This window comes from Rathayibacter sp. PhB186, from assembly GCF_003751825.1.
Taxonomy (GTDB): domain Bacteria; phylum Actinomycetota; class Actinomycetes; order Actinomycetales; family Microbacteriaceae; genus Rathayibacter; species Rathayibacter festucae.
Genome location: NZ_RJKO01000004.1, coordinates 1 through 14,803, shown reverse-complemented (window position 1 = coordinate 14,803; position 14,803 = coordinate 1). Strand labels below are relative to the sequence as shown.

The following is a 14,803-nucleotide window of genomic DNA, read 5'->3' as shown; positions in this document are numbered from 1 at the left end:
AACCGGCCAGCACTCACCAGAAGTGCCCCGGTCGGGGGACAGATCCTCCGACCGGGGCCGTTAGCATTCGAACCATCGTGTCCGCCGCGGCCCGCCGCGCTCAACGGAAAGCCACACCGTGACTCCTCGACGCCGCCGCTCCTCAGCGCTCTCGCTCTCCCTCTCCTCGCTCGCGGTCGGCGCCCTCGCCGTCACGGGCCTCGTCGTGGGGCCCGCCTCCGCGGCGATGGCCGCCGACGGGGCGATCAGCGGCAGGGTCACGGTGCCCGCCGTCGCCGGCTCGCACCGCTTCGTGGTGCAGGCCTGGGACGTCGCCGGCGACCCGAGGGACGCGGACCTCGTCGCCTCGACCGAGAGGACCCTCGGTGCCGGCGCGACGTGGGACTACTCCCTCACGGGACTCGAGAACGGCTCGTACGTCGTCCGCGTGGTCGAGGAGCCGACCGGCAGCGGTGTCCCCACCGTCGGCGACCAGTTCTGGCTGCGCACCGACTGGGTGGGTGACTCCACGAAGGTCGCCGTCACCGGCGGCCCGGTCACGGCCGTCGACTTCGCCCCCGAGGCGTGGTCCTTCTCCTCCGCCCGCATCTCCGGCAGCGACCGCTACGGCACCTCCGTCGCCAGCACCCAGTCCGTCGATCCGGGCGTGCCGGTGCTCTACATCGCGAGCGGAGGAGGCTGGGCCGACGCGCTCAGCGCCGCACCCGCCGCCGCGGTCCAGGGTGGCGCGCTGCTCCTGACCGACCCGGACCAGCTCTTCCCCGTCACCAGCGCCGAGATCACGCGGCTCGCCCCGAAGAAGGTCGTCGTCGTCGGCAGCGAGCTGACCGTGTCGGCGGCCGTCTTCCAGCAGATCGACGCCGTCGCCGGCACGGTCGTGCGGATCGGCGGCACCGACCGCTACGACACCTCGCGCAAGATCGTCGCCGACGCCTTCCCGGCCGGCTCGGCCGAAGACGTCTTCCTCGCCACCGGGGGCAACTTCCCCGACGCCCTCTCCGTCGGACCGGTCGCCGGCCGCCTGGGCGAGCCCGTGCTCCTCGTCGACGGCGCGAATGCCGCCCTCGACGCCGCCACGCGCGCGGCGGTCTCGCGCCTCGACCCGACGACCGCGGTCGTGCTCGGCCAGGAGCCGTCGATCTCCGCGGGCATCCAGGCCGAGCTCACCTCGGCCGGCCTCGTCGACCGGACCACGCGCATCGGCGGCGAGAGCCGCTACGCGACCAGCCGCCTGATCAACGAGGCCTACGCGCCCGCCGAGCTCACCGACACCACCTACCTCGCCTCGGGCGAGGGCTTCGCCGACGCGCTCTCCGGAGCCGCGATCGCCGCCGCGGCCGGCTCGCCGATCTCGCTGAGCCGGCCCACCTGCGTCCCGGCCGAGACGGTCGACTCGCTGAAGCGCCTGCACCTCGACTACGCGGTCGTCCTCGGCAGCGAGCTCACGCTCTCGGCCGAGGTCGGACGCGTCGCGGCCTGCTGACCCGGTGACCACCGGAACCCGCACCCTCCTCCTCGGCATCGAGACCGGCGGCACCAAGGTCGTCGCCGCGGTCGCCGCGCAGGAGGACCCCGAGCGGATCCTCGCGAAGACGACCCTGCCCACCCGCGGGCCGGCGGAGACCCTCGGCGACCTGGCCGCGTTCACCCGCGACCACGGCGTCGAGGGCTCCGTCGCGGCGATCGGCGTCGCCTCGTTCGGCCCGCTCGACATCGACCCCGCCTCGCCCGGCTACGGCCGGCTCACCTCCACGCCCAAGCTCGGCTGGGAGGGCACCGACGTGCTGTCCCCGCTCGAGGCCGCGGCGCCCGGCGCCCGCGCCGCGCTCGTGACCGACGTCAACGGCGCCGCTCTCGGCGAGGCGCGCTGGGGCGCGGGGCAGGGCGAGCCGGACTTCGTCTACCTCACCGTCGGCACGGGAGTCGGCGGCGGCATCATCGCCGGCGGCCGCCTCCTGGCCGGCAGCGGCTGGCCCGAGGTGGCGCACGTGCTGCCGCGCCGGCACCCGGAGGACCGCTTCGAGGGCACCTGCCCGTTCCACGGCGACTGCCTCGAGGGGCTCGTCGCCGGCCCGGCGATCTCGGCGCGCTGGGGCGTGGACGGCTCGAGCCTCGGACCGGAGGACGCGGCCGCGAACCTGCGCTTCAGCTCCTACTACCTCGCCCAGCTCGTGACGACACTCGCCTACGTCGCGGGCGTCCGCCTCGCGATCGTCGGGGGCGGCGTCGCGAAAACGCCCGGCCTGCTCGCCGCCACCGAGGCGGAAGTGGAGCGCCTGATGGGCGCCCCCGGTGCGAACGGCACCGGCGCCGCCCACCTCCGTCTGGTCCCCCCGGCCCTCGGCGACGAGGCCGGCGTCCGCGGCGCCCTCTCCCTGGCGCAGTCCCTGCTCTGACGCGCGCCCTCCGCCTCCTTCGCGAGATGCCACTTATGAGCGCGACACGCCGACGCGGGCGCTCACAAGTGGCATCTCGCGGGTAGTGAGGAGGGGCTACAGCGCGTCGAGGTCGCGGAGGGCCGCCAGGGCGCGGTCGAGGCGGGCGGGCTCGGGCTCGTCCCACCACTTGGGGCCGCGCTCGCCGAGGCCGTGCTTGGCCAGGCCGGTCCGCGTGCGAGCGGCGGCGACCGCGTCCTCGTCTCCGGCCTTCTTCGCCGTGCGCACGCCGGAGCGGCCGCGGCCGAGGTGCGACTTCAGCGCCGCGACGACGTCCTCGGGGAGGCTCGGGTCGGTCCGGCGCCAGCGGCGGCCGTTGACGACGAGCCAGCGTCCGTCAGCGGTGGGGCCGTCGGCGACGGGCCCGTCGGCGCCGGACTGATCGGTGCTCACGACGCGGCGTGCGCCAGGGCCGCGTAGGCCCGCTCGGGGCCGGTCGTCCCGGTGAGCGCCGCGGACAGCTCGTCCAGCCGCTCCCGCGCCGCGCCGTCCAGCGCGAGCATCCGCCGCGCGGCGTCCGCCAGCTCATCGACGGTCGCACCGTTCGGATCGAGCACCTCCGCGACCCCCGAGTCCTCCAGCGCCGCGGCCCCCGCGAACTGATCCGTCGAGAACGGCAGCACGACCAGCGGCACCCCGGCCGTCATCGACTCCGTCACGCTGTTGTTGCCGCCGTGCGTGACCGCCAGCGCGGCCCGGCCGAGCAGCGTCACCTGCGGCAGGAAGCCGCGGACCAGCCAGCCGGCGGGCACGTCGCCCAGGGCCGACGGATCGGTCGCGCCCGAGGCCAGCGCGACGCGCACCGGCCGCCCGTCGACGGAGACGCCGGCCAGCGCCGCGACCACCCGCGCGAGCACGTCGTCGCGCACCGAGAGGAAGCTGCCGAAGCTCACGTAGACGACCGGGTCGTCCGAGGCCGCGAGCCACTCCTCCACCTCGGCGTCGCGCGGCTCGCCGCGGACGGCCGAGCCGAGGAAGGCGTGCGGCGGCAGCCGCGCCGTCCGCGCCGCGTCGTGCAGCTCGCCGGGGTAGTTCAGCAGCAGCACGTCGCCGCTCTCGGCGAACGCGTCGAGGCTGAGCGGCGCGGCCGGATCGAGCGCGGTCAGCGCGGCGTTCCACTCCGCCGTGAAGGAGTCTCGGACCCGCTCGCAGAGCGCCCGCAGCCGAGCCAGATCCTCGGCCGGCGGCTCGAAGGCGTCGGGCCAGACCGGCGGGAAGCCGTAGACCTCGCCCGGCACCGTCAGCGCGCTCGGGTGCCCGAGCACCACGTCGCCGTAGGGCACGCCGAGCGCCCGCAGCGCGACCCGCGCGGTGAAGGCGAGGTGGTCGACGACGATCGCGTCGGGCCGCACCTCGTCGAGGATCTCGCGCAGCCGTGCGGCGACGCCGGCCGGGTCCCAGAGCAGGTCGGTCAGCCGCTCGCCGGCCTGGTACTCCAGCGTCGGAACCATCCCGCGGCGGGTCGCGTCGAAGAAGCCGCGGAGCGAGTCGCCCTCGTCGGGCGCCTGCTCCTCCGCCCGGATGGTGCCCGGGTTGGAGCCGCGGCCGAGCCGGAGCGGGACGTGCTCGAAGCCGAAGCCGTCGACGATCGAGCGGGTCGCGTCGCCCGTGGCAACCACGACGCGCTCGCCGGCCGCGCGCCAGGCGGTGCCGAGGGTCGCCAGTGGCAGCAGGTGCGAGGCGTAGTCGGGGCTGACGATCAGCAGGGTCACGAGGCGCCCAGCACGAGGTCCGAGCCGAGCGGGCGCTCCTGCTCCGCGGTCGCCCGCGCGTAGACGGCGGCGAGCGCGTGCGCCATCGCCTCGATCGTGTAGCGCTCGCGCACCATGGCGCGGCCGCGCTCGGCGGAGTAGTCGGCGAGCGGACCGGCGGCGAGGTCGAGCGCGAAGCAGGCGGCGACGGCGAGCGCCTCCTGATCGGAGGTGTCGACGAGGAAGCCGGTCACGCCCTCCTCCACGTAGGTCGCCGGGCCGCCGGTGGCCGGAGCGACCACCGGCAGCCCCGCGGCGAGCGCCTCGAGCAGCGCGATGCCGAACTCCTCCTTGACGCTCGCGCAGACGTAGGCGCCGCCGGCCGCGGCGAGCCCGGGGCGGCCGTGACGCACGGCGCCCAGCCAGCGCGCGACGGTGCCGTTGGGGCGGTGCCCGGCGAGCAGCAGACCGCCCGCTGAGCCGGGCCGGGCGGTGACGGCGCGGATCCGGTCGAGCTGCTCCGTCTCGTCGGGGGTCGGCGCGTCGAGGTCGCCGCCGACCAGGAGGAGGTTCGCGCGGTCGCGCAGCGGCGAGCCGGCCCAGGCCTCGGCCAGCGTCGCCATCCCCTTCACCCGGTGCAGCCGCCCGACGCTGAGCAGCAACGGCAGCCCGCGGCGCTCGGCCGGCAGCTCGGCGAGGAGCGCGTCGAGGGAGGAGAGGTCGTCGCCGGCGTCGAGAGCGACCGGCTCACCGGCCGCGGCGGCGCGCGCCGCCTCCTCGCCGCGCTCGACCAGGCGGACGTCGATCCCCTCGGGGACGATCGTGTGCCGCTCGGGGTGCGCGGTGATGTCGATGCCGAGCATGTCGCGCATCGTCTCGGCGAGCTCGGCGCGCGGGAAGAGCACGGTGTGCGCGGCGTCGGCGGCGAGCCGCTGCACCAGGCGCACGCGGAACCAGAAGTGCTCGACGGCGTCGCGGTCGCCGAAGTCGGCGCGCGAGAGGGTGCCCGCCTCGTCGAGCCCGGCGATCAGGGCGTGCGGGTCGGGTGCGACGGTGAAGACGACGGGGATCTCCAGCTCGCGCGCGACGGCGGCCGCGGCGAGCGAGCCGACGTCCGCCATCCGCAGGTGCACGACGTCGACGCGGCCGGCCGCGCGGAGGTAGCGGCGGATCCCGCGCTCGGCGGCGATGCGCCGCGGCCAGGCGAGCGGCATCGGCACGGCGGCGCCGACGAACGGCACCGGAGCGAAGCCGTGGCCCGCGGCGGGCAGCTCGGCCAGCGCGCGCTCCGCCTCGGCCCAGGTACCGCGGGAGAGGGTGAGGACGCGCTCGATGCAGTCCTCCTCCGTCAGCGCGTCTCCGAGGCGGACGAGGAGGGTGGCGATGCCGCCGTTGTCGCCCGCGCCGACGCGGGTGAGCGTTCCGTCGATGTCGGCGTGCACGAAGAGCTGCGCGACGGTGGGGCCGGCGTCGGCGACGGGAGCGATCGCGCGGTCGGCGAGGGCGACGCGCGCGACGGGACCGAGCGGCTCCGGCATCTCGCCGAGGCGGGCGAGCATCAGCGCGGCGTCGTCGGAGGGCCGCTCGCCGAGCGCGTCGGCGGCCGCGGCGCGCGCCTCGAACACCTCGCCCTCGTCGGCGGCGGTGTGCAGGAGGGTCCGCTCGGCGATCGCGCCGGGGACCAGGCCGATCGTCTCGACGTAGCGCGCGCGGACGTCGCGGTCGCGCTCGCCGATCAGCGCGCCCTCGAGCGCGAGCGCGACGAGGTCGGGGGTGGAGGACGCCCAGAGCAGCAGGGTGCGCTGCGCGAGCATGCCGGCGAAGCCGCCGTCGCGGACCATGCGCAGAAGCTGGCCGACCGCGGCCGGCCGGGGCAGGCGGCCGCCGAACGCCCAGGCGGCGTGCTCGCGGATGAAGGCGCGCTCGTCGGCGAGCAGCCGCAGCAGCGCGAGGTCGGCCTCCTCGTCGAAGACCTGCGCGAGCGAGTGCACCGCGGCGATGGCGGTGAGCTGGTCGGCGGGGTCGAGGGCCGCGCGGGTGAGCAGGCGGACCGCGCGTCCGCCTCCGTCGCTCACGGCGGCGATCGTCAGGGCGTCGGCCGCCCGGATCGCCTCGAGGAGGGTGGGCGCTGCGCGCACGGCGTCGAGAACGGTCTGCGTGGCCACGGGATCACCTGGTCTGGTCGGAGCGGAGGAGGGCGCGCCTCGGAGACGGCCCCCACGAGCATGCCGCTCCCGACGCTGGGAAATCACTACTTGCGCCGGAACTCCCCCCGCGCTAGCTCCTCCTGTCAAGGGGGTACCACCCGCGACTTCGCTTTCCGCGAGATGCCACTTGTGCACGCGACACGCCGACAAAGGCGCGCACAAGTGGCATCTCGCGGCGGGGATCAGGGCGCGAGCCAGTCCAGGAGTCGCGGGAGGGGCCACGTCGTCACGATGCGGTCGGGCGGGACGCCGAGGCGCTCGGCGCGCTCGGCGCCGTAGTCGAGGAGGCCGAGCTGGCCGGGGGCGTGCGCGTCGCTGTCGATCGAGAAGAGGCAGCCGGCCTCGAGTGCCAGGGCGATCAGCTCGTCCGGCGGGTCCTCCCGCTCGGGGCGGGAGTTGATCTCGACCGCGGTCCCGTGCTCGGCGCAGGCCCGGAAGACGGCGCCGGCGTCGAACGTCGACGTCGGGCGGGTGCCGCGCTCCCCCCTGACGAGCCGCCCGGTGACGTGCCCGAGCACCCGGGTCCGCGGATGCGCCGCCGCCGCGACCAGGCGCGCCGTCATCTCGCGGCTCGGCATCCGCAGCTTCGAGTGCGCGCTCGCGACCACGACGTCGAGCCGCGCGAGCATCTCCTCCGACTGGTCGAGCGCGCCGTCCTCCAGCACGTCGACCTCGATCCCGCTCAGGAGCCGCAGCGACCCGGTGTCGAGACCGGCCAGGTGCTCCAGCTGCTCGGCCAGCCGCTCGGCGCTCAGCCCGTGCGCGACCCGCAGCCGCGGCGAGTGATCGGTCAGCGCGAGGTACTCGTGCCCGAGCGCGCGGGCCGCGTCGGCCATCGCCGCGATCGGCGTCGCTCCGTCCGACCACTCGCTGTGGCTGTGCAGATCGCCGCGGAGGAGGCTCCGCAGCGCGCTCTCGGGCAGGGACGCGGTGCCGCGCAGCTCGGCGAGGTAGTCCGGCACCCGCCCCTCGAGCGCCTGGCGGATCACGGTGAAGGTCGTGTCGCCGATCCCCGGCGCCGCGCGGACCAGCGCGAGGTCGGCCCGCTCGCCCTCGGCCATGCCCTCGAGCACGGCGAGCGCCTTCCGGAACGCCTTCGCGCGGTACTTCGACGCCCGCTCCTGCTCGAGCAGGGCGGCGATCTCCTGCAGTGCCGCGAGCGGATCCATGCTCCCGGTCTAGCAGACGCTCGCGCTCCCCTGGGTGATCGCCGAGCATCCTTGCCCGCGGCGCAAGACGCGATATATCGTGACTTCCATCGACTCGCGCTATATCGCGAGTCGTCCCGGCATCACCAGCAGCAGGATCGCCCCACGAGGGCACAGGAGGAGGAGCACCATGTCGCTCGAGAAATGGCTCGTGCAGGCGGGCGAGACGAAGGTCATCGACCTCGACGTCGTCCGCTCGATCAAGATCGCCCTGGTCGGCGGTCAGATCGACGTCATCGGGCACGACGAGCCCACCGCCCGCGTCGAGGTGCACAGCGTCTCCGGCCGCCCGCTCAAGGTCTCGATGGACGGCGACCGGCTCGAGGTCGACCACATCCAGCTCCGCTGGGACACCGTCGTCGACGTCGCCAAGGGCCTCGGCCGCAAGGGCGACCGCGCCGACATCAGCCTGCTCGTCCCCCGCGGCGTCGCGCTCAAGTTCGACACCGTCTCGGCCGACGGCCTCGTCTCCGGCCTGCATTCGGACGCCCGCGTCTCCACGGTCGGCGGCGACATCGTCATCGACGGCCTGCGCGGCGACATCGAGGCGAACACCGTCCACGGCGAGCTCTCCGTCCGCAACCACACCGGCCGGGTCACCGCGCACACCGTCTCCGGCGACGTCACCACCGCCGGCGCGCTCACCCGCTTCTCCGTCGACGGCGTCTCGGGCAGCGTCTTCGTCGACGCCGAGGACGCACCGGACGAGATCCAGTGCAACACCGTCAGCGGCGACCTCACCATCCGGATCGACGAGGGCCTCGGTGCCCGCTACCGGATCAACACCGCCACCGGCACGCTCCAGCTCGACGGCGAGGTCGTCAAGGGCACCTTCGGCCGCGGCTACACCGCGACCACCGGCTCGCTCGACTCGAAGTGGGTCGACGTCACCGCCAACTCGGTGACCGGCGCCGTCACCGTCGTCCGCCGCTCCCCCGCCGCTCCCGCCGCGCAGCGCCTCACCGACGCGAGCGCGCTGTGAGCCCCGTCTTCGCGCACGGCCGCCTGCGCCTCTACCTGCTCAACCTCCTCGCGGAGTCGCCCAAGCACGGCTACGAGCTGATCCAGGCGCTCAGCGAGCGCTTCGGCGGCACCTACGCCCCGAGCGCCGGCACGGTCTACCCGCGCCTGGCGAAGCTCGAGGAGGAGGGCCTGGTCACCAAGGAGGCCGACGGCCGCAAGACCGTCTACTCCATCACCGACGCCGGCCGCGACGAGCTGGCGAGCCGGGCGACCGACCTCGGCGACATCGAGGAGGAGCTGACCGACTCCGTCCGCCGCCTGGCCGACGAGGTGCGCCTCGGCGTCGCGGAGGCGATGAAGAGCCTGCGCGCGGATCTGGCGAGCGCCGCCCGCGACTCGCGTCCGTCGCGCGGCGGTCCGGAGCACTCGGCCGAGACGCCCGCCCCGGCGGAGTCGACGTCGGACTCGACCTCGGGCTCGACCACCGGCGAGCGCCCGCAGGACGCCCCGCCCGCCGAGAACCCCGCCGCCGACACCGCCGCGGTCGACGCGCGCACCGCCTCCCGTCTCGCCCTGCGCGACGCCGAGGTGCTGCTCACCGAGTTCCGCGACGAGCTGCGCGCCGAGCTGCGCACGGCCGCCGCGCACGGCTCGGTGAGCGCGGCGAGCACGGACGCCCTGCGCAGCGCGCTCGACCAGGCGCGCGCGGCCGTCCGCTCCACGCTGAGCTGACACCCACCGCACCACCGCACCACCGCTGACGGCGGGGATCCCCTCGGGGGTCCCCGCCGTTCGCGCGTCCGTGCCGGAGCAGATTGCGCGTGCCGGAGATGGCCGGGCGGACTTTCGGCTCGCGAAATCAGCCTCGGCTCGCGAAGCGGAGCGGGGTCAGCGAGCCGGAGTGATTTCCGCGTGCCGGAGATGACCGGGCGGATGTTCGGCTCGCGATTCAGGCCCGGGCTCGCGGAATGGGGCGGATTCAGCGAGCCGGAGCAGATTCCGCGTGCCCGGGATGGCCGGGCGGATGTTCGGCTCGCGAAATCAGCCTCGGCACGCGAAGCAGGGCGGTTTCGACGAGCCGGAGCAGATTCCGCGTGCCGGAGATGGCCGCAACGGATCTTCGGCTCGCAGTTCGGGCCCGGGCTCGCGAACTTGAGCGGTTTCCGCGAGCCGGAGTGATTTCCGCGTGCCGGAGGTGGTCGGGGCGGCGGTCCGTCGACCGCTCGGTTCGGGCGAGAGCGTCGCCCGACCACTCGGTTCGGGCGTACGCATCGCCCGCCACCCTCGCCGCATCGCCCGCCACCCTCGCCCAACGGCCCGCCGCCCTCGCCGAACCGCCCCCGCCCCTCCGCGCCCGACGCCCCCCTTGCGCTCCGCCGCTCCAGGACTATATTTCCTATAGGATCTTTTGTGCGACCAACGCCGGTCGCAATCGAGCGCAATGGAGCACTGATGAGCGAGAGCACACCCGCGCGGACCGTCCAGGGGGCGCCGAACCTCCAGGGGGCGCAGTCCTGGGACGGCGTCGACTGGAACCCCGACAGCTGGACCGCCGAGACCTGGCCGATCGCCACCTGCCTGCACGGCATCCCGCCCGTCGGCCGCGACGGCGTCGCCCTGCACGACGCGGCCCCCGAGGTCTGGGACGACATGTTCGCCCAGGTCGAGCAGGTCGGCTTCACCCTCGCCGAGCTGGCCGACAGCCACGTCCGCCCGGCCGATCTCGAGCCGTCGCGCCGCGACGAGTTCCTCAGCATCGCGAAGTCGCACGGCATCGGCATCCCCTCGGTGCACCTGCAGCGCCAGAGCGTGATCATGCCCGGGCACGAGGAGAAGAACCTCGCCTACGCGCACCGCACCATCGACGCGGCCGCCGAGTGGGGCATGCAGGTCTTCTCGACCGGACTGCACCAGCCGTTCAGCGCCGCCCAGAAGCGCGCGCTCTGGTTCTGGACCGCCGAGGGCCCCAAGGACCCCGACGACCCCGACGTCTGGAACGCCGCCGTCCGCCGCATCCGCGAGCTCGGCAAGCACGCCGCCGACGTGGGCCTCCCGCTCGCACTCGAGCTCTACGAGGACACCTACCTCGGCACCGCCGACAGCGCCGTCCGCTTCGTCGAGGAGGTGGGCCTCGACAACGTCGGACTCAACCCCGACGTCGCGAACCTCATCCGCCTGCACCGCCCCGTCGAGGACTGGCGCGAGCTGTTCGCCAAGACCCTCCCCTACGCCAACTACATGCACGTGAAGAACTACACCCGCGACGAGTCGGCCGACGGCTCCTGGGCCACCTCGGTCCCCTCGACCATGGAGGCCGGTCTCATCAACTACCGCCAGGTCCTGCGCGACGCGGTCGAGGGCGGCTTCCGCGGCATCCTCCTCGCCGAGCACTACGGCGGCGACAGCCTCGGCATGTGCTCGACCAACCAGACCTACATCCGCTCGCTGCTGCCCCGCGCGGCCCGGGCCTCGCAGTAAGGAACGACAGACATGAGCGACACCACCGGCACCACCACCCCGACCGCACGCACCATCGCCGTCGTCGGCTCCGGCTACATGGGCGGAGGCATGGCCCAGGTCCTCGCGCTCTCCGGCGCCACCGTCGTCATCGCCGACATCTCCGAGGAGATCGCCCGCAGCAACTACGAGCGCCTGCTCACCGAGACCGCGCAGTTCGTCGCCGACGGCCTCTTCCCCGAGGACGCGGTCGAGCGCATCCGGCGGAACCTCTCCCCCGCCGCCTCGATCGAGGAGGCCGTCGCGACCGCCGACTTCATCGAGGAGGCGGTGCCCGAGAAGATCGAGATCAAGCACGAGACCCTCCGCCGGATCAGCGCCGCCGCGCGCCCCGACGCCGTGATCGGCTCGAACACCTCGACCATCCTCATCGGCTCGCTGGCCGAGGCCGTGACGAACCCCGAGCGCTTCCTCGGCGTGCACTTCTCCAACCCGGCGCCGTTCATCCCCGGCGTCGAGCTGATCCCGCACGAGGGCACCGCCGAGAGCGCGATCGCTCTGGCCGAGGAGATCGTCGCGGCGACCGGCAAGGAGACCGCGCGGGTCAAGGACTCCACCGGCTTCGTGCTCAACCGCCTGCAGTACGCGCTCTTCCACGAGGCGACGCAGATCGTCGAGGAGGGCATCGCCACCCCCGAGGACATCGACACGATCGTCCGCACCACCTTCGGCTTCCGCCTCCCCGTCTTCGGCCCGTTCGCGATCGCCGACATGGCCGGACTCGACGTCTACGCCTTCTGCTACGCCTCGCTGCAGACCCGCTGGCCCGAGCGCTTCGCCACCCCGGAGTCGCTGGCCGCGCTGGTCGACGCCGGGAAGTTCGGCACCAAGTCCGGCGCCGGCTACCTCGACGTGCCCGCCGAGCGGACCGCGGAGCTGATCGCGTACCGCAACCGCGCCTACGTCGCCATCAAGAAGCTCATGGACGAGCTCGGCCCCGCGCCGATCGCCTGACGCGCCGACCGAGAAGGAGCACCCTCATGACCGCATTCCCCGAGTCCCGGACCGTCGTCCTCACCGGCGCCGCGTCCCCGCGCGGCATCGGCCGCTACTCCGCCCACCACCTCGCCGAGCTCGGCTGGAACGTCGGCGTCATCGACCTCCACGCCGAGGCCGCGCAGGAGGTGGCCGCCGAGATCGCCGAGCAGCACGGCGTCCAGGCCGCGGGCGCCGGCGCGAACGTCGCCGACGACGCGCAGGTCCGCGCCGCCTTCGACACGCTCGAGGCCGCCCTCCCGCCGATCGTGGCGCTGGTCAACCTGGCCGGGATCGCCTCCCCCGTCTCCTACCTCGAGGTCACCCCCGAGGAGTGGCAGCGGGTCCTCGACGTCAACCTCAACGGCGTGCACTTCAGCACTCGCCGCGCGGTGGAGTCGATGGTCACCCGCGGAGTCGGCCGCGTCGTCAGCCTCTCCTCCGTCTCCGCCCAGCGCGGCGGCGGCACCTTCAGCAAGACCGCCTACTCCGCGGCCAAGGCCGGCGTGATCGGCTTCACCCGCAGCGTCGCCCGCGAGCTCGGCGGACAGGGGATCACCGTCAACGCGATCTCCCCCGGCCCGATCGACACCGACATCATGGGCGGCACCCTCACCGAGGAGCGCAAGACGGCCATGGCCGCCGACGGCGTGCTCCCGCGCATCGGCACGCCCCGCGACATCGCCGCGGCGATCGCGTACCTCATCAGCGAGGACGCCGGCTTCGTGACGGGTCAGACCCTGAACGTCGACGGCGGCCTGTACATGCACTGATCCCCGATCCCTTCTCGCCCCGACTCGAACGGACACCCCATGAACAAGCTCACCGGAACCTGGTCGCTCGGCCGCTGGATCTTCCTCGGCGTCGGCGTGATCCTCGTCGCCGTCGGCATGGCGCAGATCCTGCCCGCGCTCGGCTCCTGACCCCTCCCACCCCTCACCGCATTCGGCCGACTCAAAGGAGAGCGCCTTGACCACCTCGTCCCCAGCCCTCGGATCCACCCGTGATCCCGCGCTGAAATCCGCCATCTCGAAGGCGTCGCGGCATCTGATGCCGATGCTCGTCATCCTCTACTTCGTCGCGTTCCTCGACCGCACCAACGTCGGCTTCGCCGAGGAGGCGCTCTCGGTCGACCGCGGCATCTCGGACGGAGCGTTCGCGCTCGGCGCCGGCATCTTCTTCATCGGCTACGCGATCTTCGAGATCCCGAGCAACCTGCTGCTCAAGCGCTTCGGCGCCCGGTTCTGGCTGGCCCGCATCGCGGTCACCTGGGGCATCGTCGCCGCGGCGTTCGCCTTCACCACCGGCGACACGATGTTCATCGTCCTGCGCTTCCTGCTCGGCGTGACCGAGGCCGGGCTCTTCCCCGGCGTGATCATGTTCCTGTCGGAGTGGTTCCCCAACAAGGTCCGCGTGCAGATGTTCGCGATCTTCTACCTGGCGCAGCCCTTCTCGCAGATGCTCGGCGCCCCGCTCAGCGGCGGCCTGATCAGCGTCGGCAACCAGATCACCCCGTGGGAGGGCTGGCAGGTGATGTTCTTCACCGAGGGCGTGCTCGCGGTGCTCGCCGGGATAGCGGCGCTGAAGTTCCTGACGAACCATCCGCAGAAGGCGAAGTGGCTGACGCAGGGCGAGAAGGACTCGTTGACGGCGGCGATGGAGCGTGAGGACACCGTGCGCCAGGCCGACGGCCCGACCGGCATCTGGAAGGCGATGGCCAGCTGGAAGGTCTGGTACTTCACGATCATCTACTTCTGCCTGCAGATCGCGGTCTACGGCACGACGTTCTACCTCCCGCAGCAGGTCGCGAATCTGATCGGGCAGGACGTCGGCTTCCAGGTCGGCCTCGTCTCGGCCATCCCGTGGCTGGTGGGCCTGTTCGCCTGCTACTACGTGGGCCAGCACGCCAACACGATCCGCCGCCGCCGCTCCTGGGGCGCGATGTTCTACATCTTCACCGGCCTGTCGATCTTCGGCTCGGCCTGGGCGGGCTCGGCCGGCCAGCCGATCCTCGGCCTGCTGTTCATCACCCTCGCGGTGGCGAGCTTCCTCTCCGTCGGACCGATCACCTGGGCCTACCCGACCGCGTTCCTCACCGGAGCGGCGGCCGCGGCCGGCATCGGCCTGATCAACTCGCTCGGCAACCTGGGCGGCTTCGTCGCCCCGCTGATGCGCAACGGCTTCAACGAGGCCGTGCCCACCGAGAGCGGCGTGTGGGGAGTCGTCTCCCTCGGCGTCTTCGCCTTCCTCGCCGCGGCCATGATGTTCTGCACCAAGTTCTTCCGCGGCTCCAAGGCGGACGAGCTGCTCGAGACCACGAGCGTCCAGGCGGGCCACTGACCCGCCGCCACCCCGGAGGGCCCGACCGCACCGCGCGGCCGGGCCCTTCGCCGTCCCGCCCTCCTGATCGAGCAGCCCGCACAGCGGGCCGCCCCTGCCGATCAAGCAGCCGTGCAGTGCGCGGTCCATCCCGATCAAGCAGCCCGCGCCTCGCGCGGCCCATGCTGATCGAGTAGCCCGCGCAGCGGGCGTATCGAGATCCACCGTTCTGCAGGACTTCGGGTCTCGATACGCCGCTCCGCGGCTACTCGACCAGCATGAGTCGGCTCACCTCCTGCAAATCGGACAGCCCGGCCGACGGCCGGTCCCCCTGCCGATCGGACAGCCCGCGCCTCGCGCGGCCCATGCTGATCGAGTAGCCCGCGCAGTGGGCGTATCGAGCGGAGGGGGCGCCTTCGGCGCCAGCGCAGGGCGGGGAAAGGATCTTGTGGCTGGCTCGTTGTGGTTGGACGATGGAGGGGTCGCGG

13 protein-coding genes are annotated in these 14,803 nt (G+C 73.5%); 8 read left to right on the top strand and 5 right to left on the bottom strand.

Annotated features, from left to right (window positions below):
• The first annotated feature begins 118 nt into the window (after positions 1-118).
• Both EDF45_RS21910 and EDF45_RS11905 read left to right on the top strand, forming a co-directional pair.
• Positions 119-1,483, top strand: a complete 1,365-nt coding sequence (locus EDF45_RS21910; protein ID WP_123736543.1) for a cell wall-binding repeat-containing protein — start codon at positions 119-121, stop codon at positions 1,481-1,483.
• 4 nt (positions 1,484-1,487) lie between these two features.
• Positions 1,488-2,396 carry an ROK family protein gene (locus EDF45_RS11905; protein ID WP_123736544.1) on the top strand — a complete coding sequence of 303 codons (909 nt, stop codon included), beginning with the start codon at positions 1,488-1,490 and terminating at the stop codon, positions 2,394-2,396.
• A gap of 96 nt (positions 2,397-2,492) precedes the next feature.
• On the opposite strand, the gene EDF45_RS11900 is transcribed toward EDF45_RS11905, so the two are convergent.
• The 4 genes from EDF45_RS11900 to EDF45_RS11885 all read right to left on the bottom strand — a co-directional run bounded on the left by EDF45_RS11900 (position 2,493) and on the right by EDF45_RS11885 (position 7,502).
• Positions 2,493-2,828: a biopolymer transporter Tol gene (locus tag EDF45_RS11900; protein WP_123736545.1), complete on the bottom strand. Its 336-nt coding sequence runs from the start codon at positions 2,826-2,828 to the stop codon at positions 2,493-2,495.
• Positions 2,825-4,147, bottom strand: a complete 1,323-nt coding sequence (locus EDF45_RS11895) for a glycosyltransferase (RefSeq protein ID WP_123736546.1) — start codon at positions 4,145-4,147, stop codon at positions 2,825-2,827. The genes EDF45_RS11900 and EDF45_RS11895 overlap by 4 nt, the downstream gene beginning before the upstream one ends.
• Positions 4,144-6,291: a glycosyltransferase gene (locus EDF45_RS11890; RefSeq protein ID WP_123736547.1), complete on the bottom strand. Its 2,148-nt coding sequence runs from the start codon at positions 6,289-6,291 to the stop codon at positions 4,144-4,146. The genes EDF45_RS11895 and EDF45_RS11890 overlap by 4 nt, the downstream gene beginning before the upstream one ends.
• Positions 6,292-6,515: 224 nt before the next feature.
• On the bottom strand, positions 6,516-7,502 hold the full coding sequence (locus EDF45_RS11885; RefSeq protein ID WP_123736548.1) for a PHP domain-containing protein: 987 nt from the start codon (positions 7,500-7,502) through the stop codon (positions 6,516-6,518).
• A gap of 169 nt (positions 7,503-7,671) precedes the next feature.
• Here EDF45_RS11885 and EDF45_RS11880 point away from each other — a divergent pair, with 169 nt between their 5' ends.
• The 6 genes from EDF45_RS11880 (at position 7,672) to EDF45_RS11855 (ending at position 14,336) form a co-directional block, all read left to right on the top strand.
• On the top strand, positions 7,672-8,523 hold the full coding sequence (locus EDF45_RS11880) for a hypothetical protein (RefSeq protein ID WP_123736549.1): 852 nt from the start codon (positions 7,672-7,674) through the stop codon (positions 8,521-8,523).
• A complete protein-coding gene (locus EDF45_RS11875) occupies positions 8,520-9,236 on the top strand; it encodes a PadR family transcriptional regulator (protein WP_123736550.1) in 717 nt (238 codons plus the stop codon). Before EDF45_RS11880 ends, EDF45_RS11875 begins: the two co-directional genes overlap by 4 nt.
• A gap of 720 nt (positions 9,237-9,956) precedes the next feature.
• Complete coding sequence (locus tag EDF45_RS11870) at positions 9,957-10,982, top strand: sugar phosphate isomerase/epimerase (RefSeq protein WP_123736551.1); 1,026 nt, start codon at positions 9,957-9,959, stop codon at positions 10,980-10,982.
• A gap of 12 nt (positions 10,983-10,994) precedes the next feature.
• A complete protein-coding gene (locus EDF45_RS11865; RefSeq protein WP_123736552.1) occupies positions 10,995-11,975 on the top strand; it encodes a 3-hydroxyacyl-CoA dehydrogenase family protein in 981 nt (326 codons plus the stop codon).
• 26 nt (positions 11,976-12,001) lie between these two features.
• Positions 12,002-12,769 (top strand): SDR family NAD(P)-dependent oxidoreductase, encoded by a 768-nt coding sequence (locus EDF45_RS11860; protein WP_123736553.1) that lies wholly within the window; start codon positions 12,002-12,004, stop codon positions 12,767-12,769.
• Between the two features lie 196 nt (positions 12,770-12,965).
• Positions 12,966-14,336: an MFS transporter gene (locus tag EDF45_RS11855; RefSeq protein WP_244209491.1), complete on the top strand. Its 1,371-nt coding sequence runs from the start codon at positions 12,966-12,968 to the stop codon at positions 14,334-14,336.
• Positions 14,337-14,580: 244 nt separating this feature from the next.
• Here the strand turns inward: EDF45_RS11855 and EDF45_RS21600 are convergent.
• Positions 14,581-14,803, bottom strand: a 223-nt coding sequence (locus EDF45_RS21600; protein ID WP_221181125.1) for a hypothetical protein, incomplete at its 5' end; no start/stop codon positions are given.

Excerpts from the sequence above, each read along its gene's own strand:
- EDF45_RS11880 (WP_123736549.1), top strand. The coding sequence starts at position 7,672 with ATGTCGCTCGAGAAATGGCTCGTGCAGGCGGGCGAGACGAAGGTCATC.
- EDF45_RS11860 (WP_123736553.1), top strand. The coding sequence starts at position 12,002 with ATGACCGCATTCCCCGAGTCCCGGACCGTCGTCCTCACCGGCGCCGCG.
- EDF45_RS11885 (WP_123736548.1), bottom strand. The coding sequence starts at position 7,502 with ATGGATCCGCTCGCGGCACTGCAGGAGATCGCCGCCCTGCTCGAGCAG.
- EDF45_RS11865 (WP_123736552.1), top strand. The coding sequence starts at position 10,995 with ATGAGCGACACCACCGGCACCACCACCCCGACCGCACGCACCATCGCC.
- EDF45_RS11870 (WP_123736551.1), top strand. The coding sequence starts at position 9,957 with ATGAGCGAGAGCACACCCGCGCGGACCGTCCAGGGGGCGCCGAACCTC.